We start from the raw sequence: 21556 nt of genomic DNA, 5'->3' as shown, positions 1-21556 counted from the left end.
TGCGTGTTACCGTCACTCGCTGTCGCCACTGATGGTGGTGTGCGTGTAGGTTCCGTTGATAACGGTAGCGTCGAAAGCGTTCTGCTGCAGATTGGCGCCGAGAACTATTTCCTGCGTAAACGCTGTCGATGTAATGTTGGCTGCAGCACTTGCTGCACTGGAACCAGCCAAGTCGTCGTCGGCATGTGCGCCGCCGCCGTCGTTGCCAAACCAGCTGTCCCAACCACCATCGCCACCAGCTCCGATACCATCACCCGCTGTCGCAGCACCCCCGGTTGCATTCAGCGTTACGCTGCCCGAGTTGTCTTGGCTGACGTGAGCGAGCTCGTCATTGTCGACCAGATCTGCCACCTGGTTAACAGCAAATCCGGTGTTCGTACCCGCACCGTTAAACGCGCTGTTGAAGATGTTCGAGAAGTCGACATCGTTGCCCGGATCGAAGTTGATGCTGCCGGAGTCAGTGATAAACATGTTGTCGAAATTGGTATTAATCAGATCGAGATCTGCAAAATCATTGTCAGTAGGCAGATACCCATCCAAGTTCACGCCAACATCAACAGTCACGGTCGTCTCCGACGTGTTGGTATTGGTATTGTGGTTATCACTTTCATTCAGGTTGGCATTCAGATTACCATTGGCATTCAGATTGCCATTGCCATTGAGGTTACCATTGCCGTTGAGGTTACCGTTGCCATTCCAGTTCGAATTGTCCGAACTTGAATGCTGATCCTGGCTTTGGCCTTGCCCCTGTCCTTGCCCCTGCCCCTGAGCCTCCAGTTGCCCCTGAGCTTGCCCCTGTAACTGAAGGGCCAGTGCGGCAGCCACCGCTGATGCATCGGCATCTGCACTCGCTGACGGATCGCCACCCGGGTGGAAATTGTAGTTGTTGTTCTTACCGTTACTCATAAAAAGCCCTCCGATTTTATTGTGGTCGGAGCCAGCAAGAACCTCTATGCATTTCAAACGAGGTTATATTGCGAGCGCCGCATGCTTTTTTTTGAAAACAGACGTCATTTATTTACATAGCACCAGCGTGATTCTGGATACTATTTGCCAATGGTGTTCAATTTTGTTTTTTTCACGGGATTACTACTTGGACATCCCCACACACAACTATGCGCCCAAGCCTTGTAACGTTAATCCCAAAGCGGCCAGACGTTAAGCTACCAATTCTGTTTAGGTGCGGGATTAGGCTGTGATCAGCGGGTATTCACCTCTGAAGTCAAAAAAATGCAATCGTTTCAAGAGCATTTCGGAGCGGGCGCCTTGGAACCTGATTTCGAAGGATTAAAAAGCCTTGCTGCCCATAGTTAATATTGTCGAGAAAACCAGCCGGAGGACCGAGTGTTTAATGCTCTGGCGCGAGCTTCGAGGACCTCATAAACCCAATTAAATGCTAGGTTTTTGCCTGGTCACGGCCACGTCACGCGCGATTTATTAATTCTTTGGTAATCAACACGGATAGTTGGGTTTAGGCAGCGCATAAAAACTGAATAGAAAGAACTTACCCAAATAAAAAACAATAAGAGAACACAAATCCGGAGAGAAAATACTTCTCTCAATAAAGGGTATAGGGGAAAATTATGAGTGGAACAACACAGCGTACAGTATCGAACCATCTTCAACTTGGGTCGAAGAATGACAATGAAACAAAATTCAGGACTGGCATCTTCATTTATGCCGAATCTGGCGTCGTTTTTCAGGGATTGGTCCAATCACTAGAGAGAACATTCCCGGATCTCAAAGTCAGCTTGTCGAGCAAACTTGCAGAGTCCGATGAAACTGACGCTGAAACGGGCCTTGTACTTGTGCATGCCCACGCAGGTTTCGTCTTCGATCTCCCTGATTGTGTAGCGCGATGCAAGCAACGTTTCCCGAACGCTTCCATCACGCTCATGATTGATGAAAACAATGCCGGTATCCATGAATTCAACACCTTGTTTGACAGCAAACTCGTGCAGGGGCTTCTTCCCTTCAGTCTGAAACTCGATATCTGGCTGGCCGTGGTTTGGCTTTTGTTGAATGGCGGTGAATATTATCCGTCCACCATCGTGCGCTCAATGGACAAGGCAGCAGCCGGCAAGGCGCACTTGCACAACAATCAAGCAAAGGGCGGTGCCGGGCCAATGAAGACATTGACCCTCCGCGAGCATCAGATATTGGAGCTTCTTTCGGAGGGCTTGCAGAACAAGATCATCGCTGATCGCCTGGCGCTCTCGGAACACACCGTAAAGGTGCATGTGCACAATCTCATTCGCAAACTGCGTGTTCACAATCGTACCCAGGCGGCGGCAGTTTACCGGGATAGCATTGACCAGGAGGAGTTCCGGCCCCCTTTTAAAGCGTACGGTACGCCGATCGTGCGACCGGAAAACACTTACGCGATGGGTCAGGCCATCTAACGCGATGTCCCGCATCAATGACGTACTGATGCTGGTGGGCAAACTGAACTATACGTGGACGAACACCGAAAGCCTGTTCATCTACCTGATTGCCCACCTGCTCAACACGAACAAAGAAGCGGCGACGGTCATTTTCCTGACGCTGAACACGACGCGAGCGCGCATTGATTTGCTCGAACGGTTGGCAAAGATCAGCTCTACGACGCCGGAGTCGAAAGCCGCGGTTCTCGAAATCACCAGCCGGATGACACGCGAGCAAAGGCTGCGCAACAAATACAACCATTGCATTTATTCGTTCGACGAGATCGGGCGTCATGGCGTCGACGCAGTTGATGCGGATCGTCGACATGAATGACAATTTGAAATACGGAAAGGTCGAAGCGCTCGACGACGAGGAGCTGCAGCGCATTCAAGCAACGATCGATGCGATTATCGAAGTGAACAGGTCCATCTGGTCGTTCATCAAGCAAAAAAATATTCAGGTCTGAACCGTGCTGCGGCGAGGCAGGTTGAATGTCAAAATCCAACAATGCCATACGGCAACGCCACCGGAATCGATGTCGCCGTCGGAGCATGGGAGTAAATCCTTCGCGGCCATCAATAATTATCGCTACGTGTTTGCGGCCGGTTTTAATCACTATTAATTATTGACGAAAAGGCAATATACTATAACTTATTTGTGATACGGAACCAAATTGAGTGCGAATAAGGAAAATCCAAAATATAGTTCTCATTAATTTGGATAAAACCAATTTTATATTGAATAACTTATTTTGGTACTTCTTGGGGGAAGAAGATTTATGCGGATCGCTGACCATACGGGCACGATCCAACAAGTAAGATCCTTCGCTTCGCGCTGAAGCGGCAGGGTTGCGTTTGAGAAATGAAAGGTCGTTGGGGGGCCTATATTATGCTGTACAGACCAGAACCACTGATTGAACAGTGGAAGAAGAACACGCCGCTAATAAGCCGCTTTTCCGCCGGAGCAGCGGCTATCATTTCAGCGATTGCCGGGTACATCGTTCAGTTCCAGGCATTGGCGGGTATTAACCCGGCCACATGTGGCAAAGCGTTCATCCGTTGCAGACCAGGATCCGTCGCGAAGGGCAACCGCCGAGCATAGCACCGGCCCTGCCCACGGCCACACCAACATGCAATTTCACGCAACATTTGCCCAAGGGTATTTATGCGCAACCGTCTGCAGACATTTTGCCCATCAAAGACTGTGCATTCACGGATCGTCAATGCACTCTGGATCGAATATGGCGGTACTCCATGGAATATGCCACCCGACTGGGAGCCTGAGCGTGCCTGGGCCAGGCAGCTGGATCTGACGTTGATACCCAATCTTGGGCCGATGTCGGTAGCCATCCTGGTACAATGGCTTGCCGCCGGTGATGATCACACCGAACAATCCGAGTAGTATCCCGCCTACGGTTTTTCCACACAGCCTGAATCGTGAAACGCGCTAGAACGCGCGTAAAATGGTTACTGTGCGTTGTCGGGATTGGGATGGAGCCGAATTGATTAAGGTCCGATGGAGGCAGTGCTACGCCGAAATTCTAATTTACTAACTATAGAATTCCGGCGTAGGTCCCCCACTGACTGCCCGCTTGCTCCCACACACGCTTGAATGCTTTTTTTGTTTTTGTTTTCATGCGTTAAACTTGCGACCACGGGTTGAGATTATGGCCCCCCCCCGTTACGTCAGCGTGACTCGGATGCAATTTCCGGCACATTTTCCATGGATTGGAATAATTAATTGGGGTTAGGCGCAATTAGAACGCCCTCAATAGTCCTGATTAAACCCTCAGCTTGCGCCATTGCGACGTTGCATTGAACTGCCATCCGGCGAAATCGGAACCCAGTTCCGGTGCCGCCACGCTGTTGCGGTCGAGCAATACATCGAGCAAGGCCTCTGCATCTTCGCGCTTGATATTGCGGATATGCGGCTTCAGCCGTTCGGCCGCCCCATCGATGTCGGGCGACACGACGTTGAAGATGCGCCGCCAGGTGCGCTCCTTGAAAAAGACAGCATCGGCTTTCGCGCGGATGAAACCATGTTCCTCGGCAGTAATCGCTCTGGCGGCAAATGCTGCGTCAAGCGTAGCGTCGATAGTGACCATCGCTTCGCTGAAAGCAACATAGCCGAACTCGGCCGGCGCATGGACCTGAGCCACAGCGGCATCGTCTTCCAAGCCACCAAATGCGTAACGCTCAAACACCGTGCCGATGCCGATCATGCCAAAGGGATGGCACTCGGCAGCGCGCAAGGCTCCCATGCTGGCAGCGCCATAAACCGTAGCACCCGCCGACAACGCGTGCAGGATTTCCTTGTGCCAGACGGCAGCGACGTCTTCGAACCGGCCATCGACCAGACCGATGACGCGAAAGCCCTGATCGACCGCATGGGTAATGTCGCCGCATTTCGCCGGACCACGGCAGGTCAGCGCATACTCGGACAGGACGCGGTCTTCCCCGGTGCGCATGGGCACGAACTCAGTTCCGGAAAGACTTGGACCTGCAAACAGGATCTTCATCACCGCTCCTATTGCCGCAACATGGCGTTAAGACCACGTCCGCCGAAGCGATGCTTGCGCGTGCCCGCCGGGCTTTCAAGCTCATTGACCAGTACGCGGCAGACCGACATGCCATAGTCCTCACCGCCAAGCGGCACGGCGACGACACTGCCAATGCCGCGCTGGCGCAGCGGTTCGAGGTAGGTTTCGAGGCTGGCGCGCAGATGCAGCTCGGGCTCCTCGAACCGCCAGTGGCCGGCAGGTTCTGCGTGAATATAAACGCCGAGATCGGGCGCGAGACGCTGGTGATATTCCGACGGGTCGAAATCATCGCGCGCGCCAGAAATATTGGTGATGCGCGTCTGCGCCGCCTCAGTGATCGCCCGCATGGCGGCAACACGCGGCGAAAGATGACAGCCATAACCGGCAGCCAGGTCGAAGTGCAGATAAGTGCCGTGCTGCGTGGCCGGACTGATCGTCGCCATGAACACCGGCAGGCCGATATCCGAAGTCATGTTGAACAGGCGCAGGACGAAGTTTGCAGCGGTGATACGCTCCGCCAGCCAGTCAATGCTGCCATCGGCAAAAACGGCCGGATCCACGCAGTGCGCCTGCACGCCCGTGTCGCGCTGGAAACGCCACAACTCGGTCGCGTCTCGTTCCACGCGCTCGCACAATCCGTGAATAACCGCCTCCAACAGGCAATTGCCTGAGGCGAGGCCGTCTGTCGACTGGCAATAGTGGAAGGATCGCCGCGCCGAGGTAAAATCGAGCGAGACAAGCTCGCGCGGCACGAACACCGGCTTCTGCTTCAACAGGTCGAAACCTTCGAGCCAATAGTCGGCCACGTCGGGCCCGGGCTCATCGGCACCGCGCATCAACAGCATGCGGCCGTCAAATACCGAATGCCCAGCGTCGAGCAATTCACGGCGGCTTGCGGCGAAAGAGATGAGCGGTATATCTTCGGCAATAGCGATCTCAGCAGCTTCCATTACGGCCGAGGCGCGGGCATGGGCCGCACTGACGCCCTTTCCCTGGCTGACGGCGAGAGTCCGGCTGTTTGGCCGGACCGCCATCCACACCGGGATGCCAATGCGGTCGAGGCCGGTGACTTCGGCCATCCGGACGATGCCCAAACGAGAAAAATGTGGCCGCAACCGGTTTACGGTTTCGTCCGCATCGATCAGTCGTGTCGACGAAGGTTCGTCAGGACGGAAAGCAGAACGAAGGTTCGCTTCGTCTGCCACCAGCCGGTCAGGAACCGGAATCCCGGCCAATGGTTTCATTGCCACTCCATCAGCCCGCAAATACGCACCCATCACAAAACCATCCGAACTCCGGATAGCTGTTTACAACATTCTTCAGTTTATCGCAGCGGGACCCGCTGAAAATGATTTGTCCGACGGATTGATCCGGCCATCACAGGAGTAAGCCCGCTCCGAGGGATCGCTACGCCCATCAAACGAATAGGCACGCTCCGAAGGATCGCTACGGCCATCAAACGAATAGGCGCGTTCCGAAGGATCGCTACGGCCATCAAACGAATAGGCGCGTTCCGAAGGATCACTACGGCCATCAAACGAATAGGCGCGTTCCGAGGGATCACTACGGCCATCAAACGAATAGGCGCGTTCCGAGGGATCACTACGGCCATCAAACGAGTAAGCCCGCTCCGAAGGATCGCTCCGTACATTGTCCGCAACGATGGTTCTTTGACCGCCTATCGTCGCAAGGAAATCGCTGCCTGCCCTGCCAGTTGAATTTATAACATCTCTGTCGAGACATTCGACGCTACGCTGTTCCAGATCAATAAGCCAAAGCTTGTTCGTCTCTGGTTCGTCAATGATGTAAAACTTTGCCATGCGAATAACCTTTCCAAGAGGAGAGCCCACGCGGAAAGGTTATTCCAATTCTTGCATACGTCAATGAAACCAGAGTATTTAATTATTTCTTACCCATATATTTCGTGTAGATATCCATTCTGTCTTAATCATCTACAACGTAGGATTGCGCCTTTGCTCCAGTCCGAGTGCCCGCGGCAATGGCAATGTTAATGCCCTTCACTGTTGTAGTACCAGTCGTCCGGGCCCTGTTTATTTCTTGCAACAAGTTAGAGTCAGCCCCCGTAGAACTCTTGAGTGACGCTTCCGTAACCGGCGTGACTGTGCGGCTGTCGATATCAACGAGCCACAATTCCTTTTCGCCCGTCTCGCCGATAATGAAATATTTCGCCATGAAGATGCCCCCTGTTGAGTGAAGAACCGTTGATTTGATAAGTGTTATTGGAAGCCAGCTTCCCGCAACGAAGTCTCATATTTCTTGCGTTGTTCTGGTAATCTGAGGCACATGCTCTTGGTCCATTCGTCAATCCGAAAGTTCGGATTATCTTCGAGCGCCAAATTCCGATACTCATCTGCCTTTTCGCGTTCGCCAAGCATCGCCCAGCATGCAGCCATAAGTCGGGATGCCACGCGAGGATTTTTCATCTCTTCAATGAATGCGACCGCTTCGGAATGCCTGTCCAACGCGTGAAGAGCACCAGCTCCCACCCAGTAATAATAATCGGGTGCCAGCGGATTGTGGGCAATCGCTTGGCGGATTTTTTCGACAGCTTGCTCCAGCCAACCATAATGCGTCAGCGCATCAGCATAGTCCGCCAGTAGATCGGCATGTTGCGGATTGATGGATCTCGCCCTGGTCGAAATATTCGAGACTGTCGTCGAATTTGCCAAGATACATGCTGATCGTGCCGAGCTCACGCAAGGGGCGCTCGTCGTCCGGATCGGCCGGTGCAGCGCGCTTGGCGATCTGCTCGCCCTCAAGCAGGATGTCCTTTTCGCTGCGCGCCAGCATCAGCCACTCCTTCTGCATCGTCCGCGCGATACCGCTCAGCGCCGGCACGAAATCCGGTGAGGCGGTCAAGGCATTCTTGAAGGACTGCCGTGCCTGACGCAATTTCGGAAGATCGAACTTGTCGATCTCGCGCTTGCCGATCAGATACCAGTAGTACGCATTCGGATCCTGGAACAGCTTGTTGTAGCGGTCGAGTTCCGACTTCTCGATGACCGATACGACCGACAGGATGATGCGGATCGACAGCTGGCGGTATTGCTGCTCGGGCAGGACATAATCGAATTTCTGCTTCTCGGCCCAGACGATTTCCTGAGTGGCTACATCGATCAACTTGACCGACAGGAAGCAGAAGCCGTCGCGGCGAACGATCTTGCTGTCGACAACGTAGTTCACACCGAACTGTTCACTCAGTCCGCCAAAGCTGTCGATGGATGATTCATTCACCACCCTGCTCGATGTATAGGGCGCGACGACGGAAAGCGTGCGCAGGCGGCAAAGCCCGATGGTGATATCGTCGACCAGCGAGGCCGCAAGCTGCTCCATCGGATCCGATGCATTGTGCGGCAGATATAGGACGATGACCCTCGGCAGGCCTGCCTGCCGGTTCTGCTCGATCTGATTTGCAGCGAGGATCGAATGGGGCGTCTGAATTTCGATACCGTTGCCACGCAGGGCAACGCTCGGTTGCGCCATGACGAGCGCACGCGTCGTCGTCGGCGAGAGCTTGGGCAAGAGCTGCTGATAGAGCTCTATCGTCTCTTCTTCCGGCTCTACATCAAGATCGTCGCGCAGCTTCTTCGTGCATTCGCGGAAGGTCCGCTCAACCTTGGCGATCAGGCCCAGTTGCGATGCTGTCTGCATCAAGGTTCGGTAGCCGACTTCCTGATAGGGGTCGATCTCGATCAGCTTGCGGGCACATTGGCGTTTTTCATCGATGCTGACGCCCGCCGGCTTGTTGACCATTCCCAGCAGCATCGTGATCAGATCGTCGCGTAACCTGACGCGCTCCACATCCAGCCACTCGTCGAAATCGGAATTTTGCGGTTCATTCTGGGCGAGAAGATCGCCCGTGTAGAGCTCGCAGAGGCCAAGGACGGACTCGATATCGCCTTTGCGCGCAAGATTAATATATTCGAGCAGATCGATGCGGAGAAGCTCAGCCTTCACCTGCGACAGGTTAAGGTAGACATAGGTCGCGTCGCCCTCGATGAGGTTCAACCCGTATTGTTCCTGGAACTTGCGGATGCGCGCCAGGCTCTGGCGCAAGTTCATCGAGGCGTGTGCCTGGTCCGTGTCGGACCAGAGGACCTGCGAAAGCTTTCCGCGGGAAATGGAATGGTTGTCGTTCGCCAAGAGCAAATAGACGATGATGCGAAGAAAATTCGCAGGTACACGCGGGACGAGTTGTCCGCCCAGACTAACAGTTGCCTCTCCAAAAACCGCCAGCTTCATTCCGACCTAAACCCCGGATTATATTTGATTTTCTATATGCCTATGCCCTGCTATTCCAGTTAGTTCCATGCCTCTTGCAATTTAACTCTACTATAGCTTGAAGTAGTTCTCTATAGGGGGCATCAGCAAAAAGTCTAATAAATACGAATTAAGTTTCTGCTGATTTTAGCAGTATTTTTCCCGTTAAAATCCCCAATCTCCATAATTTCCAGCGTTTTGCCGCTCAACAACCAGCGTCGAAATGCGCCGCTTCGCGGCGGGCCCCCGCTGTCAGAATGTCCGGACAAGGTAACAAAAATACTACAAGTGCAAATATTCGACCGTTGGGTGAAACCGGTTTCTTTCGGCTGGAAACTAATTTTCGGCGGAAAAGCTTGATGCGGCTATAACGAGCCGATCAACCGCCAGTCTTTCTTCGTCGGAAAGCCGGCTACGCACAGGAGCTCAATTTTCAAAGCGAGGCTGCGCTTTCACGACAGCGAAAACCAGGGCGGTGGCGCAGCGGACCGCGGACCGCCAACCTGCAGGAATCCAGCCAAGATTTCCAAAGTAGTTCGATCAGCAAATGATCTTCGATCACTTTCGTTTCCTGATATATCGCAAACGTAGGGATTAAGCTTATCGGGTCGTTTTGACACGAAAAATGCGATTTCACCTACCGCTGAGCTAATCCCGAGGGCTCTATTACCGCATCCACGGCTATGCGGCATCGCCAAACTTGGCATCTATGCGTGCTCTTCGAAAGATGGGACCCTGCCTCACTCAGGCTGGCCGACGGCCACGCAATGGAGAGACGTGCGATGGAACCTGACGAAGACGAGAACGACACGATGGTTGATCAGGACCTGGACGATATCGACTTCAGCGAGGACGACGATGCAGATGACCTCGAAATCGACGTCAGCCAGGATTCCGAGCTTGACGACGATGTCGACACGGACGTGACAATCATCGGTTCACAACCCGTCACCGTCGAAGTCGATACTGAGTTCGATCAAGACGGCGAGCTTGATCAGGATGCAGACGTTGATAGTGACACGGATGGCTCGAGCGGCCGGGCCGTCGATATCAATACTGATCAAAGGCCTGAAGTTGATGAGCAGAATCGAAGTCGACGTCGAAGTCAGCGAAGGCGATGACGGGAAGATACTCGTCGAAATAGACATCGATGTCGAGGACGATATCGAAATAGAAAGCGATGCGGATGTCGACGTGGACGACGATGACGAGGACAGTTTTGAAGTGGGAGTCAACCAGGACACCGAAAGCGACGACAACATCGATGTCGACGTGGAAGTCCGGGACGATCTCGACGCCGATGTCGATGTCGACGTGGCTTCGCTTGTAGGAGCGATAGTGGGCGCGATCGTCGATGGAGAGGATGATGATGACGCCACCAGCCTTGGCGTCGCCCTTGACGAACTCGCCGGTATTGATGGCGATATCGATGTTGTCGTTGACTTGGGCGACATCGACGCCTGAACGCCGACGCTGGGAGGTCACCTAAATGGTTCCCGGAAGCCCGGAACACCGAAGGGCGTCACCGGATTAGGTTAACCCTCACCCAATTAGATAACCCATTCAGCCCAGGTTGATAAGCTAATCAGCACAGCTGAACGAGCCCCTGAGCCTGCGGTATTGCCGGTTCGGTCGAATGCCAATTGGCAGCTTTTTTCCATCCCCTTGAACAGACATCCTGAATCGCATCGATGGTTGCCTAATGACCGCATTGAAACGCGTCATGACCATCGATCCGCTCCGGGGGTTGGTTCGATGGAGCGGGTTTCCTCAAATGTGGGAGTAAGCAGATGGGTGATTTTGAAGACAACGATTTTGACTTCGACTTTGTCGCAGACATCGATCAGGACCTCGACCAGGACCAGGATCTGGATGTAGACGTCGATACCGACCAGGACTCTGACGTCGGTATCGACAATAACAATGATTCGGACGTCGATAACGACTCCGATCAGGACGCAGACACGGACAACGACGCTGATGCGGACGCTGATTCGGATGCCGATACCGACAACGACGCTGATGCTGATGCTGACGCGGATGATGATAGCGACGCCAGACGCTGATGCTGATGCTGATGGCGACGCAGATTCCGATGCGACTGCTGATGCCGACGCTGATGGCGACGCCGACAACGACAATGATACCGACAACGATGTCGACCAAGCCAACCAGAACGCCGTAGACGTCGATCAGGATCAGACAGTCGACGTAGATGTCGATCAGGATCAAGTTGGCGAACAGAATGCCGACATAGATTTCGATTTCGATTTCGACTTCGGTTGATCGCTTCTGATTGCGGCGCCCGGAAACATCCGGGCGCCGCATTTCCGGCCCTTTCGGTTAACGACAGCGAGGAACAGCGCGGCTACGGACGCTTTCCGCCGTTGTGACAGCCACATGGAGACATTTCAGCCATGGCTCTCTCTTGGATGAAAACGCGAGCAACGACCGAAATAGAGCGTGCATTCGATCTCTGCAAACCCTCGTTGCTGCTAGTGTTTGTGCTCAGTTTCTTCGTGAACCTTCTGGCTCTCACGGTCCCCCTTTATCTCTTGCAGATTTATGATCACGTTCTTTCCAGCCGCAGTCTCGACACGCTGACGATGCTGACTTTGATTGTCATTGCCGCGCTGGCCGTCAACGCGATTCTCGATGCGTTGCGCCGTTCAATGCTCAACCGTATCGGTTCCTGGCTTGACGATCGACTCCAAGCTCCAGTGCTCAATGCCGCCGTCCATTCGGCGCTGCGCAGTGATTCAGCGGCCGCCGGCCAGGCCTGGCGCGATATCAGCGGTCTGCGGAGCTTTTTCGCCGGTACAGCCTGCACCGCATTGTTCGATCTTCCCTGGACGCCGATTTTCATCCTGGCCATGATCCTGGTGCACCCGCTTCTCGGCATAATCGGCCTTGGGGCTTCAATAGTCCTTATCGCGCTGGCCCTGCTCAACGAAATGGTAACCCGCAAGCTGTTTGCCCGTTCGAGCGCAGCGTGGGTCGAGAGCCAGCACCGGTTCGGAGGGCTTTTGCGCAATGTCGAGGTCATCAGCGCCATGGGCATGCTGCCGGGCGTTGCCCGCTCATTGCATCACGATCAATATCAGGCGAAAGAGGCACAACTCGCCGCCGCCGGGCGTGCCACCGTGATCCAGGCGATTGCCCGCTTCATACGTCTGCTTGCCCAGGTAATTGTGATGGCCTGTGCCGCCTGGCTGGTAATCCTGCACGATATCAGCCCGGCGGCAATCTTTGCGACTTCGATCCTTCTCGGCCGCTCGCTCGGACCAGTGGAAGGCGCAATCAATACCTGGAAGGCAGTCACAAGCGCGCGCTTGAGCTATGACCGTCTGCGCAAGATTTTGGCGGCCGCTCCAAAAACGCGAAAAGCAATGCAGCTGCCGCGCCCGAATGGTCAACTCTCGATCGAACGGCTGACATTCCTGCCTCCTGGCGCCGAGGCGCCCGCATTGCGCCGGCTCACATTTGTACTCAATCCCGGCGAAGTCCTTGGCGTGGTTGGCGCTTCGGGAGCAGGCAAATCGACACTCGGCCGACTCATCGCTGGAACAATCGTGCCAACCGCAGGGCACGTGCGTCTCGATAGTGCCGACGTAGGTATCTGGCTTGCCTCGGGGGGACACAGGCACTTCGGCTACCTGCCCCAGGACATTGAACTGTTCGGCGGCACGGTTCGCGAGAACATCTCACGCTTGCAAGAGGCGCAGCCGGAAGAGGTGATTGCGGCGGCTTCCATGGTGGGGATGCATGAAATGATCATGCGGCTTCCCATGGGATACGAAACGAATATCGGCGATGGCGGCATGCGCCTGTCCGGGGGACTGCGGCAGCGGCTCGGTCTGGCCCGGGCCTTCTTCGGCCACCCCCGGTTGCTCGTACTGGACGAGCCTAACGCCAGCCTTGACGCCGATGGCGAAGAAGCGCTGCGGCAGGCGATTCAGGAGATGCGGAACCGCGGATCGACCGTCATCATCATCGCGCAGCGCCTTGGCATTCTGAACATGGCCGACAAGGTGCTGGTCCTGGATAATGGCAGCATCAACGCCTTCGGCAACCGCCGGGAGATTGCCGAGAAAATCAGGACCGGCCGCACGAGCATCCCCGTGAGGCGGCCGCGGATCACCGCCGCGACCAGGAGCGTAAGACGGCTGAGCAACAAAGGGACGACAGGATCGTCTGACGCGTCAAATGGGTCCGTTGCCAAAGAACAATCCGAGGGGGCCGTATCATGAAAACTTCCAATCACGCCGAAGCGAGCCACCTTGCAGTTGCCGCAGAACCGCGCATGACACGCTTGCACGGCCTGCATCGATTGGCAGTGCGCTCGATCTCGGCTGTCAGCGCTCGTGTGAAGGGCACCGGCCTTGCCATCAGAAAAATCGCGGCGGCTTCCATGTCGATACTTCGCCTCTGGTTGCTGGATCCGATGCGTTATATCGCCGGCCGGGTGTTTTCCGGCATCAGATCGATCGTGACGGGCTTCCACACCATCGTCAAAAAAAGTGTTGCAATAACCACAACCGAACTGAGCTTGAGGGTGCTTGACCCCATGCGCCTCCTTGTCCGGCGTGCTTTGTCAGTCATGGGTGCAGCGCGAGGCTCTGGCGTTCAACCCACACACCACCGGGCCCTTACGGTGCCCGTGCAAAGCGGTGCACCTGCGGATCGGACTGGCTTGTTCCCAAAGAGCGAGTTCAACGGGGCCAGCACGTTTGCAAATGGCTCCGGCAACAATGTCACACCGCGCCGTGCCGCTGCGAAACGGGAGCTCGGCGCAACACCATTCGCACATCTGCGCGTTCTCGCCGTCACCGCGTTCGCGATCGTTGGCATATTTGTGATCGGCTTCGGCGCCTGGGCATCATTTGCACCACTGGAGAGCGCCGCCATTGCCGGCGGGGCAATCGAGGCGGAGTCCAGCCGCAAGACCATCCAGCATCTGGAAGGAGGTATAATCGGACGCATTCTGGTGAAAGATGGCGACGAAGTCACGGCCGGACAGCCACTCATTCGTCTCGATGACATGCGGGCCCAGGCCAACGTCCTGGTACTGCAGATGCAGCTCTGGGAAGCACAAGCTCTGGAAGCCCGTCTGCTGGCAGAACGTGACGGCCGGCAGGCGATCCAGTTTCCGCGGGCCTCCGGGCAGGTAGCTCAGACCCCCCAGTTCACGGAGATAATCGGGGGGCAAGTCAAGATATTCGAAACACGCCGCAACCTCCTGGCATCGCAGATTGATGTCATTCAGCAGCGCAAGGCTCAAACAGAACAGGAAATCGCCGGTTTGCGGTTCCAGATAGAGGCAGCAAAGGAACGTGCGTCGATCATCAAGGAGGAAGTTGCCGGCGTGGCACCGCTGGTGGCCAAGGGCTTGCAAACAAAAGTGCGACTGCTGCGGCTAAAACGCGAACAGGCAGAGATCGACGGACGGCTTGGTGACCTTCAGTCACAGATCTCCCGCTCGCAGCAGTCTATTGGCGAGTCGCAGGCCATGATCCTCAAGCTGCAGAGCGACCAGCACAGCGAGGTTGCGCAAAGTCTTCGCGAAACGCAGGCCCTGATTTCTCAGCTGGCCGAGCGGATCCAGGCCGCAAACGACATACTCGCCCGTACCGTTGTCCGCGCGCCCGAGGCTGGCACTGTAACAGACTTGCGGATTCACACGCCGGGCGGGGTCGTTGCAGCCGGTGAGCCCCTGCTTGACCTTGTCCCGCGCCAGGATCAGCTGATCGTGCGAGCGCTGGTCAAGCCGGAGGATATCGACCTGGTTCGTCCCGGCCTCGAAGCACATGTCCGTCTCCTTTCCTACAAGCACCGCCGCGTACCTCCGGTCGATGGCGTCCTGACCTATGTCTCCGCCGATAGTCTCATCGACAAGCAAACGGAGCGTGCCTACTACACCGCCCGGGTTCGTATCGACGAGACATCCCTGCGCAATCTGCCGGAGGTGGAGATCATGCCCGGCATGCCAGTCGAAGTGATGATCAATACGGGGGAATTCACGGTCGCCCACTATATGCTGCGCCCTGTGCTGGATAGTTTCAACCGGGCCTTTCGCGAGGATTGAACCATGGACGAGCGTCTGATCGAATTGACGGGCTCCTTGGGACAGGGGGAGAATTCTCATGTTCTTTACTGATAAGGGTACACGCGATCTGCTGCCTCTCATCGAATTACATCTGGATGAGATTACGGGAGCGCCACCGGAATTTGATGGCGATCCCACGCCGGCGGCCAATGTCCCGCTCCAGGCAAACCCCTCTGAAATACCATCGGCAGAAAACGCGCCGCCGGTCGAACTGGAAACGGATAAGGACGGAATGGTAACGTCATCGCCCGGAGATCCGGTGCCGGCGCCCGCCAACAATTCCGTTGCGCAATCAGTTGGCGACGTCGACGCAGCTACAGTTCACGAAATTTCTATCCCGCTGGACCAGAGTTTCTTCGAGGGCAGGCCAGTCATGCTCACGATCCGGGGAGCAACCGGCGAGCTTGAACACAATACCGATGCCGGACAGGCGCCCAGCGCATCCAGTCACGCCGGCGACAGCCCCATTTCGAGTCCGGCTGCTGGCGCGCCCGGTATACCTGGTGCGCCTGGCGAACCAGACGACGCTCATACGATCAATGTCACGCAGTATGCCGAGGTCGAACAGGACGCGAGCATCTTCGTCAGCGGTTATGTCGGAGAAGTGGTCGCACGCGTACATATCGACCAGACACTGGTGATGGATCAGGACGTGGACATTTCGTTCACCATCGACGGCGACGGACACTTTTCCGTCCTGCTCGACCAGGACATGCGTATCGACCAGGATATCTGGATCGATATCAATATCTGGGACGAGGATGGTGTTCTCTATGTGGAATTGTTCCTGCGCGATGCAATCGAAGTCGAACAGGACACGGCAATTGATATGGAGATCAGCGATGGACCGCCTGGCGGCACTGTCGAGGTGAACCAGTTTATTGAACTCGATCAGGACGTCCATGTTCAAATCGACATCGAGGACGAACTTGAAGAGCGTTATATAATCACGACCAAGGTTGACGTCGTCCAGGCGGCCTATGCCGATGAAACAGCCGTCGTTGGCGTTACGGGCCGGGACGGTGAGATCGACCTCGACGTGGACGCCTCGCAAACGGCATTCGTTGACCAGGAGACCGTCGTGCATGCGGATTTTGTCATGGTCTAGAAGAAGCCTTGAACCAAGGGGCAAGACTTACACATTTTGCAGAACCGAGATGTTTGAAACTCGCCGCAAGTCGATGGAATCTGGAGGTATTTCACGCAAACACAACTGCAGGTAGCTAATTGCCCTCAAATTCGGTATTATACTGTCAAAAAAAAATCCGAGGGTTCGCATCTTTGTAAGGAGTAAACGGGGAAAGCGTAAGGGGGGACCTATGTCAGTCTCATTTGCCGCCGAAGTGCACGGCTTCAATGATATGCACAGTATTGCCAATGACCACATTTCAATTGTCATAATCGATTGCCAGACATTATCGCGAAGCTGTCTCATACGTATCCTGCGAGGAGAACTTCCAGAAGTCGCCATCCACGACATTGTAACATCGGACGGACTGGTGGGTATCATCGAGAAGAACATCAACCTTGCAGTCCTGAACATAGAAAACTGCAAACTGACCGATGAGTGGGTTTCGATAAATCTTGCTTATATTCACCAGTTGCGGCCCGACACACCGCTCATGCTCCTGACCCAGCTTGACGAAGCATCGATTACCGATGCGACGATCGCAGAAGTCGCCCGGTGGGGCGTGAAAGGCTATACGACAAACACCGCCCCAGTCGAAGTCGTCCTTGCGGCCATTCGCTTGATCCTGGCCGGCGGTGCTTACTATCCGCGGTCGATGCTGGCCGAAGAGGGAACCTGTCCGAAATCGGTGTCTGGTTCGTCCGATATTATCGCTTCGCTGCCCATGCCGGCCAATGGCGATGTGGATGAATCGTTTGCCCTCACGAATGCATCAACGATTGCGTTCACACAGCGCGAGAAGCAGGTCCTGGCGACGTTGCGGCGCGGCCTTCCGAACAAGATCATCGCCAGCGAGCTGGATCTGTCGGAGAACACGATCAAGGTGCACATCTCGCACATCATGCGCAAGCTCAACGCCACGAACCGGACCGAGGCGGTGGTCTTTTCACAGCAATATGGGTCCGCTGGCGTAAGAAGCAACGGAGCGGCGTTGCGTCCAACACCCAGGCCCAGCCCGACGGAGGCGTATCTCGCTTCACTCGCACTGGTTGGCCTGGCGTTCTTGAGCGAACTTTCCACGCTCGTAACGATCGGCAGCGAATTTCTGAGTCCGCTGTAATTTCGAGGTTGCAGGCGTCCCCACGCCTGCAACCAACCGAGATCGAAACGCTGCAGAATTCGATTGAAAGCGGACTGAATGCGGTGGTCCGCGAACCGGCTCGCCCGTGAACATGAAAACAGCAGCCGTATTGGAATGCTGCGCATCTCCGGTTTGAGATACTCATATCGGTCGATGGAGAAGTGGTGCCCAGACGCGGATTCGAACCACGGACACGCGGATTTTCAATCCGCTGCTCTACCAACTGAGCTATCTGGGCACTCCATGGCGTTTCCGTTATCCGGCAAGCCTTTCGACGGGGTTGGTTTTCCGTCAGAAGCGCGTGGGTTATAACACTAAAAATCCTGCTGTCCAGCATCAACTCACGAAATTTTTGCCGTTTTTCTGCCTCTTGCAAAGGGCATGCATTGATGCGTTTGTTGATGCTGTTGGAGACAGGATTCGTATCTTATGGATGAAACGGGGGAGAAAGTGGCCAAGGGCGAGGCTTTTGGCTGGGGAATCATTGGCAGCGGCGAAGTCGCCCGGCGATTCGCGTCCGATCTCAAGCTTGTTCCCGGTGCGGTCTTGGTGGCCAACCACTCGCGGACCATGGCCCATGCGGAAAGTTTTCGCGAGGCCTTCGGGAGTCGACTCGCCTATTCCGATCTCGATTCCTTCATTGCCGACCCGTCAATCGACGCCGTCTATATCGCCACCCCCAACTCGCTGCATCTGGCGCAGGCCCTGAAGGCCGTGCGGTCCGGCAAAGCTATCCTCACCGAGAAGCCCCTCGCCCCGTCGCATACGGAAGCTTCGGTGATCCAGCGCGAAGCTGAACGGTTGAATGTCTTTGCGATGGAAGCGCTATGGACGAGGTTCCTGCCCGCTGTGGCGGCCGCCAAGGCGAAGATCGACGCGGGGGAGATCGGCGTCATCCGCAAGATTACCGCCGAACTCGCCTATACGCGTGCGTATGAGCCCGAGAGCCGTTTTTTCAGCCGCTTGCTCGGCGGGGGTGCCAGCCTTGATCTCGGCGTTTATTGCGTATCGCTTGCCATGCATTTCCTTGGTCAGCCGCAGAAAGTTTCCGGCCTGTGGTATGCTGCGCCAAACGGCATCGACATGCGCTCGGAAATCAACCTGCACTATGACGAAGCGGAGGCGCAGCTCTCCTGTGGATTCGATACGGAGGGAGCAAATCATTTTGTGATCGAAGGAACGGAGGGCGCGATCCGCTTGGACGCGCCTTTCCTGAAAGCGCAGCGGCTGACAATTTATCATGGCTTCGCCCTGACCCCGCCATTCGGACCGCTTACGCGCCCGTCGGGATTCATCGGCAAGGTAATTGACCGGCTCCCGGTTCCAGGGCGGGCGGCCGAAGAACACCCGTTTGAAGGCTCGGGGCTGCAATTCGAAGCGCTGGCAGTCATGGATGCGATTCGCCGCGGCGAAAACACCTCCACCGTCATGCCACTTTCGGACAGCGTCAACGCCCTGCGCGCCATCAACATGGTGCTGTCGCAGCCGGCGACGCAGCGGGTCATCAAGCTCTAGAAAGTGCTCTGCATCCTGTACGGCTGAGGCAGCGAACCGGCATTGTTCAGGGCAAGTGCCAGTTCAGTGATGTGCAGGGCGACCCTGCCCGACGAAAACAGCGGCTTCCCGAGTTCAATGGCGGCGGCTTGAGCAGCGATGCCTCCAGCGAAATCGATCTGCGAAGGATAAGCTGGAAGTTTCGAGGGCTTCGCCGAATGTTCGTAGGAGAGCCTACGGCCAGGCAGCGGCTTCCAGGGGAGGAAATGCTTCAGGCGGATCTCGAGGTCGCTCGAAGAGCCTCGTGCGCAGCGAGCGGCCCGCTGTGACCGTTTCAAGGTAGACGGGCGAGCGATGATCCCAAAGATCATTCACGGTTATGGTCCCCCCGTCCCCGAGAATCGTCAGGGAACGGTTGCGCGGTGCGGCGAGACCGCAGGTAAGACGAGCAATCACCCCCGAACGGAACAGAAGACAACCGGCGGAGAAATCCGGTGCCATGGCCATCGCCTCCGTTTCGGGCCCCTTGTCGGGAAAAGTAAGCGCCGAGAATGCTGAAAGACTCTCGACCGGACCGAACAGCGACACCAGCCAGGACAGCGCATAACCGGCGTGTTCCAGCGTGCAACCTACTTCGAATTCATGCAGACCCGGCCAGCGCGCACCTGACACCGAGCGCCATTGCTGCCAGTTGGCGCGGAAGACCGGCCCGTCCTCCATCTCGGCATAGACCAGGCGCGGTTTGCCGATTTTATCCAGCGTGCCGGCGACGAGCTCGTGCGCCGCGCTCAGGGCGTTGGCCGGTGCAGAAGCGAGGGTAAGGTCTTGGCGCTCGGCGATGGCGACAAGCTCCGCGGCTTCCTCATAGCGCATGGCGAGCGGCTTTTCGCAGTAGACGTGCTTTCCCGCCTCAAGCGCCTGTTTCGAGAGCGAGTAATGATTCTCCGGTGTCGTCAGATTGACGACTATAACAATCTCCTCGTCGGCGAGGATCGCTTCGAAGCTCGGATAGGTCGAGACCTTGTAGTGATCGGAAAATTGCTTCAGGCGGACCGGATCGCGGTCATAGACACCGCCGAGCTCGAGTTGCGGATAGTTGGCGAGCGTCGTCATGTAGTAGTCGGCGACAAAGCCGATGCCTATGATCGCTATCTTCATGAAGCCGCCCTACGCTGAACCATCCGCAGAAGCTAGCGGCATGAAGTGAAGAGCCCCTTAACTGTCCTGTTCGTCTTCGCTGTCGTCTGCACTTTCGACGGCGGGCAGGACATAGGCGCCGGTCAACCATCGGTTGAGATCGACGTTGCGGCAGCGCGCCGAGCAAAAGGGATAATGTTCGCGCTGCGATGGTCGCTTGCATTCCGGGCAAGGGCGTGTCGGCCGCAGAGGCGTTACGTTCGCCGTGCTTATCTTTTCGTCAGTCAATGTATCTGTCCGTTTAATGTCCTGAAGCTTGCCAATTGGCATAGACCGGATAGCCCTCGCCATGCAAAAGGCTGGCGGTCTCATAGAGCGGCAAACCGACGACATTGCTGTAGGAGCCAACCAATTTGACGACAAATCCGCCTGCCAGCCCCTGGATCGCATAGCCGCCTGCCTTGCCACGCCATTCGCCGGAGGCAAGATAATTCTCCAGCTCCTCGCGCGAAAGACGTTTGAAGCGGACGCGAGTTTCAATCAGGTCCTGGCGGAGCTTGCCCTTGGGTGTGATCAGGCAGAGCCCGGTATAGACCCGGTGGGAACGGCCGGAAAGCAGCCGGAGGCATGCAGCCGCATCGTCGAGGATTTCAGCTTTCGGCAGCACCCGCCGGCCAACCGCGACGACGGTATCGGCAGCCACGATATATGCCTCGCCCAGTTCCGGATCGCTTTTCAGTTCTTCGGCGATCTTCTCTGCCTTCTGACGCGATAAACGGCGCGCCAGCGAACGCGGATGTTCGGCCCGCAGCGGGGTCTCATCCACATCCGCAGGTAACAAGCGATCCGGTTCAATGCCGATCTGACTGAGCAGCGCCAGACGGCGCGGCGAGCCCGATGCAAGAACGAATTTATGCTGATCGCTCATGAAGAGATTTCCTGCGGACAGGCCCGGCGGAGCTGATTATTTGAAACGGTAGGTGATACGACCCTTGGTCAGATCGTAAGGGGTCATTTCGACAAGGACCTTGTCGCCAGCGAGAACGCGGATGCGGTTCTTGCGCATGCGGCCCGCCGTATGAGCGATGATTTCATGATCATTTTCGAGCTTTACCCGGAACATCGCGTTGGGCAACAGCTCCGTCACGAGACCAGGAAACTCCAGTACTTCTTCTTTCGCCATGCGTAGTTCTATCTCCAGAAAGGGAATTTGTGGCCGTACTCGACCGCAATTTTGGGCGGAACCTATAGTATTGCGCAGCATTTGTGAACAAGGGAGTTCAATGCAAATGTGCGGCATTGGCA

At 55.9% G+C, this 21556-nt stretch carries 20 protein-coding genes, 1 tRNA gene and 2 pseudogenes; 11 read left to right on the top strand and 12 right to left on the bottom strand.

Annotation, left to right across the window (positions count from 1 at the left end; genetic code table 11):
* Positions 1 to 12 precede the first annotated feature (12 nt).
* Positions 13 to 906, bottom strand: coding sequence for a hypothetical protein (locus N8E89_RS10690; protein ID WP_146147793.1), 894 nt, complete (start codon positions 904 to 906; stop codon positions 13 to 15).
* A gap of 677 nt (positions 907 to 1583) precedes the next feature.
* Here N8E89_RS10690 and N8E89_RS10685 point away from each other — a divergent pair.
* From N8E89_RS10685 to N8E89_RS10675, 3 genes and pseudogenes are all read left to right on the top strand, one after another.
* The gene (locus N8E89_RS10685) at positions 1584 to 2402 is read left to right on the top strand and encodes a helix-turn-helix transcriptional regulator (protein ID WP_106664445.1); all 819 of its coding nucleotides are present in this window, start codon (positions 1584 to 1586) and stop codon (positions 2400 to 2402) included.
* Positions 2403 to 2406: 4 nt separating this feature from the next.
* A pseudogene (locus tag N8E89_RS10680) lies at positions 2407 to 2890 on the top strand (hypothetical protein).
* Positions 2891 to 3588: 698 nt separating this feature from the next.
* Positions 3589 to 3825 carry a hypothetical protein gene (locus N8E89_RS10675; protein ID WP_106664448.1) on the top strand — a complete coding sequence of 79 codons (237 nt, stop codon included), beginning with the start codon at positions 3589 to 3591 and terminating at the stop codon, positions 3823 to 3825.
* 379 nt (positions 3826 to 4204) lie between these two features.
* On the opposite strand, the gene N8E89_RS10670 is transcribed toward N8E89_RS10675, so the two are convergent.
* From N8E89_RS10670 to N8E89_RS10650, 5 genes are all read right to left on the bottom strand, one after another.
* Positions 4205 to 4942 carry a TfuA-like protein gene (locus N8E89_RS10670; RefSeq protein WP_106664449.1) on the bottom strand — a complete coding sequence of 246 codons (738 nt, stop codon included), beginning with the start codon at positions 4940 to 4942 and terminating at the stop codon, positions 4205 to 4207.
* 8 nt (positions 4943 to 4950) lie between these two features.
* Complete coding sequence (locus tag N8E89_RS10665; RefSeq protein WP_162707223.1) at positions 4951 to 6207, bottom strand: YcaO-like family protein; 1257 nt, start codon at positions 6205 to 6207, stop codon at positions 4951 to 4953.
* Between the two features lie 75 nt (positions 6208 to 6282).
* Positions 6283 to 6783 (bottom strand): hypothetical protein, encoded by a 501-nt coding sequence (locus N8E89_RS10660; protein WP_106664451.1) that lies wholly within the window; start codon positions 6781 to 6783, stop codon positions 6283 to 6285.
* Between the two features lie 124 nt (positions 6784 to 6907).
* Positions 6908 to 7156, bottom strand: a complete 249-nt coding sequence (locus N8E89_RS10655; protein ID WP_106664452.1) for a hypothetical protein — start codon at positions 7154 to 7156, stop codon at positions 6908 to 6910.
* Between the two features lie 408 nt (positions 7157 to 7564).
* A complete protein-coding gene (locus N8E89_RS10650; RefSeq protein ID WP_262259856.1) occupies positions 7565 to 9226 on the bottom strand; it encodes an AfsR/SARP family transcriptional regulator in 1662 nt (553 codons plus the stop codon).
* A gap of 800 nt (positions 9227 to 10026) precedes the next feature.
* On the opposite strand from N8E89_RS10650, the gene N8E89_RS10645 reads away from it, so the two are divergent.
* Complete coding sequence (locus N8E89_RS10645; RefSeq protein WP_262259855.1) at positions 10027 to 10365, top strand: hypothetical protein; 339 nt, start codon at positions 10027 to 10029, stop codon at positions 10363 to 10365.
* Here the strand turns inward: N8E89_RS10645 and N8E89_RS10640 are convergent.
* The gene (locus N8E89_RS10640) at positions 10295 to 10729 is read right to left on the bottom strand and encodes a hypothetical protein (RefSeq protein ID WP_262259854.1); all 435 of its coding nucleotides are present in this window, start codon (positions 10727 to 10729) and stop codon (positions 10295 to 10297) included. The genes N8E89_RS10645 and N8E89_RS10640 overlap by 71 nt on opposite strands.
* 305 nt (positions 10730 to 11034) lie before the next feature.
* Between N8E89_RS10640 and N8E89_RS10635 the strand changes: the two genes are divergently transcribed.
* The 6 genes from N8E89_RS10635 to N8E89_RS10610 all read left to right on the top strand — a co-directional run bounded on the left by N8E89_RS10635 (position 11035) and on the right by N8E89_RS10610 (position 17599).
* On the top strand, positions 11035 to 11310 hold the full coding sequence (locus N8E89_RS10635; RefSeq protein WP_262259853.1) for a hypothetical protein: 276 nt from the start codon (positions 11035 to 11037) through the stop codon (positions 11308 to 11310).
* On the top strand, positions 11243 to 11530 hold the full coding sequence (locus tag N8E89_RS10630; RefSeq protein WP_262259851.1) for a hypothetical protein: 288 nt from the start codon (positions 11243 to 11245) through the stop codon (positions 11528 to 11530). Before N8E89_RS10635 ends, N8E89_RS10630 begins: the two co-directional genes overlap by 68 nt.
* Positions 11531 to 11661: 131 nt before the next feature.
* Positions 11662 to 13494: a type I secretion system permease/ATPase gene (locus tag N8E89_RS10625; RefSeq protein WP_106664456.1), complete on the top strand. Its 1833-nt coding sequence runs from the start codon at positions 11662 to 11664 to the stop codon at positions 13492 to 13494.
* Positions 13491 to 15329, top strand: coding sequence for an HlyD family type I secretion periplasmic adaptor subunit (locus N8E89_RS10620; protein WP_245448771.1), 1839 nt, complete (start codon positions 13491 to 13493; stop codon positions 15327 to 15329). Before N8E89_RS10625 ends, N8E89_RS10620 begins: the two co-directional genes overlap by 4 nt.
* A gap of 58 nt (positions 15330 to 15387) precedes the next feature.
* Positions 15388 to 16458 carry a hypothetical protein gene (locus N8E89_RS10615; RefSeq protein WP_106664457.1) on the top strand — a complete coding sequence of 357 codons (1071 nt, stop codon included), beginning with the start codon at positions 15388 to 15390 and terminating at the stop codon, positions 16456 to 16458.
* Positions 16459 to 16669: 211 nt separating this feature from the next.
* Complete coding sequence (locus N8E89_RS10610; protein ID WP_106664458.1) at positions 16670 to 17599, top strand: helix-turn-helix transcriptional regulator; 930 nt, start codon at positions 16670 to 16672, stop codon at positions 17597 to 17599.
* 183 nt (positions 17600 to 17782) lie between these two features.
* On the opposite strand, the gene N8E89_RS10605 is transcribed toward N8E89_RS10610, so the two are convergent.
* Positions 17783 to 17858, bottom strand: a tRNA-Phe gene (locus N8E89_RS10605).
* Between the two features lie 191 nt (positions 17859 to 18049).
* Here N8E89_RS10605 and N8E89_RS10600 point away from each other — a divergent pair.
* Positions 18050 to 19135, top strand: coding sequence for a Gfo/Idh/MocA family protein (locus tag N8E89_RS10600; protein WP_106664459.1), 1086 nt, complete (start codon positions 18050 to 18052; stop codon positions 19133 to 19135).
* Here the strand turns inward: N8E89_RS10600 and N8E89_RS10595 are convergent.
* The 4 genes and pseudogenes from N8E89_RS10595 to infA all read right to left on the bottom strand — a co-directional run bounded on the left by N8E89_RS10595 (position 19132) and on the right by infA (position 21434).
* Positions 19132 to 20272, bottom strand: a pseudogene (locus tag N8E89_RS10595) (Gfo/Idh/MocA family protein). The gene N8E89_RS10600 and the pseudogene N8E89_RS10595 sit on opposite strands and share 4 nt — an antisense overlap.
* A 57-nt stretch (positions 20273 to 20329) precedes the next feature.
* A complete protein-coding gene (gene yacG, locus N8E89_RS10590) occupies positions 20330 to 20539 on the bottom strand; it encodes a DNA gyrase inhibitor YacG (protein ID WP_410010303.1) in 210 nt (69 codons plus the stop codon).
* Between the two features lie 13 nt (positions 20540 to 20552).
* Positions 20553 to 21179, bottom strand: coding sequence for a Maf-like protein (locus tag N8E89_RS10585; RefSeq protein WP_106664462.1), 627 nt, complete (start codon positions 21177 to 21179; stop codon positions 20553 to 20555).
* Between the two features lie 36 nt (positions 21180 to 21215).
* Positions 21216 to 21434 carry a translation initiation factor IF-1 gene (gene infA, locus N8E89_RS10580; RefSeq protein ID WP_008122731.1) on the bottom strand — a complete coding sequence of 73 codons (219 nt, stop codon included), beginning with the start codon at positions 21432 to 21434 and terminating at the stop codon, positions 21216 to 21218.
* Positions 21435 to 21556: the final 122 nt, after the last annotated feature.

The organism is Phyllobacterium sp. A18/5-2, from assembly GCF_025452215.1.
Classification (GTDB): domain Bacteria; phylum Pseudomonadota; class Alphaproteobacteria; order Rhizobiales; family Rhizobiaceae; genus Phyllobacterium; species Phyllobacterium sophorae.
The sequence above is the reverse complement of the archived record's forward strand: the minus strand, read 5'-3'. Positions and strand labels throughout refer to the sequence as shown.

Excerpts from the sequence above, each read along its gene's own strand:
- N8E89_RS10635 (WP_262259853.1), top strand. The coding sequence starts at position 11,035 with ATGGGTGATTTTGAAGACAACGATTTTGACTTCGACTTTGTCGCAGAC.
- N8E89_RS10650 (WP_262259856.1), bottom strand. The coding sequence starts at position 9,226 with ATGAAGCTGGCGGTTTTTGGAGAGGCAACTGTTAGTCTGGGCGGACAA.
- N8E89_RS10690 (WP_146147793.1), bottom strand. The coding sequence starts at position 906 with ATGAGTAACGGTAAGAACAACAACTACAATTTCCACCCGGGTGGCGAT.
- infA (WP_008122731.1), bottom strand. The coding sequence starts at position 21,434 with ATGGCGAAAGAAGAAGTACTGGAGTTTCCTGGTCTCGTGACGGAGCTG.
- N8E89_RS10630 (WP_262259851.1), top strand. The coding sequence starts at position 11,243 with ATGCCGATACCGACAACGACGCTGATGCTGATGCTGACGCGGATGATG.
- N8E89_RS10585 (WP_106664462.1), bottom strand. The coding sequence starts at position 21,179 with ATGAGCGATCAGCATAAATTCGTTCTTGCATCGGGCTCGCCGCGCCGT.
- N8E89_RS10625 (WP_106664456.1), top strand. The coding sequence starts at position 11,662 with ATGGCTCTCTCTTGGATGAAAACGCGAGCAACGACCGAAATAGAGCGT.
- N8E89_RS10655 (WP_106664452.1), bottom strand. The coding sequence starts at position 7,156 with ATGGCGAAATATTTCATTATCGGCGAGACGGGCGAAAAGGAATTGTGG.
- N8E89_RS10610 (WP_106664458.1), top strand. The coding sequence starts at position 16,670 with ATGTCAGTCTCATTTGCCGCCGAAGTGCACGGCTTCAATGATATGCAC.
- N8E89_RS10645 (WP_262259855.1), top strand. The coding sequence starts at position 10,027 with ATGGAACCTGACGAAGACGAGAACGACACGATGGTTGATCAGGACCTG.
- N8E89_RS10615 (WP_106664457.1), top strand. The coding sequence starts at position 15,388 with ATGTTCTTTACTGATAAGGGTACACGCGATCTGCTGCCTCTCATCGAA.
- N8E89_RS10675 (WP_106664448.1), top strand. The coding sequence starts at position 3,589 with ATGCGCAACCGTCTGCAGACATTTTGCCCATCAAAGACTGTGCATTCA.
- N8E89_RS10620 (WP_245448771.1), top strand. The coding sequence starts at position 13,491 with ATGAAAACTTCCAATCACGCCGAAGCGAGCCACCTTGCAGTTGCCGCA.
- N8E89_RS10685 (WP_106664445.1), top strand. The coding sequence starts at position 1,584 with ATGAGTGGAACAACACAGCGTACAGTATCGAACCATCTTCAACTTGGG.
- N8E89_RS10600 (WP_106664459.1), top strand. The coding sequence starts at position 18,050 with ATGGATGAAACGGGGGAGAAAGTGGCCAAGGGCGAGGCTTTTGGCTGG.
- N8E89_RS10665 (WP_162707223.1), bottom strand. The coding sequence starts at position 6,207 with ATGAAACCATTGGCCGGGATTCCGGTTCCTGACCGGCTGGTGGCAGAC.
- N8E89_RS10660 (WP_106664451.1), bottom strand. The coding sequence starts at position 6,783 with ATGGCAAAGTTTTACATCATTGACGAACCAGAGACGAACAAGCTTTGG.
- N8E89_RS10670 (WP_106664449.1), bottom strand. The coding sequence starts at position 4,942 with ATGAAGATCCTGTTTGCAGGTCCAAGTCTTTCCGGAACTGAGTTCGTG.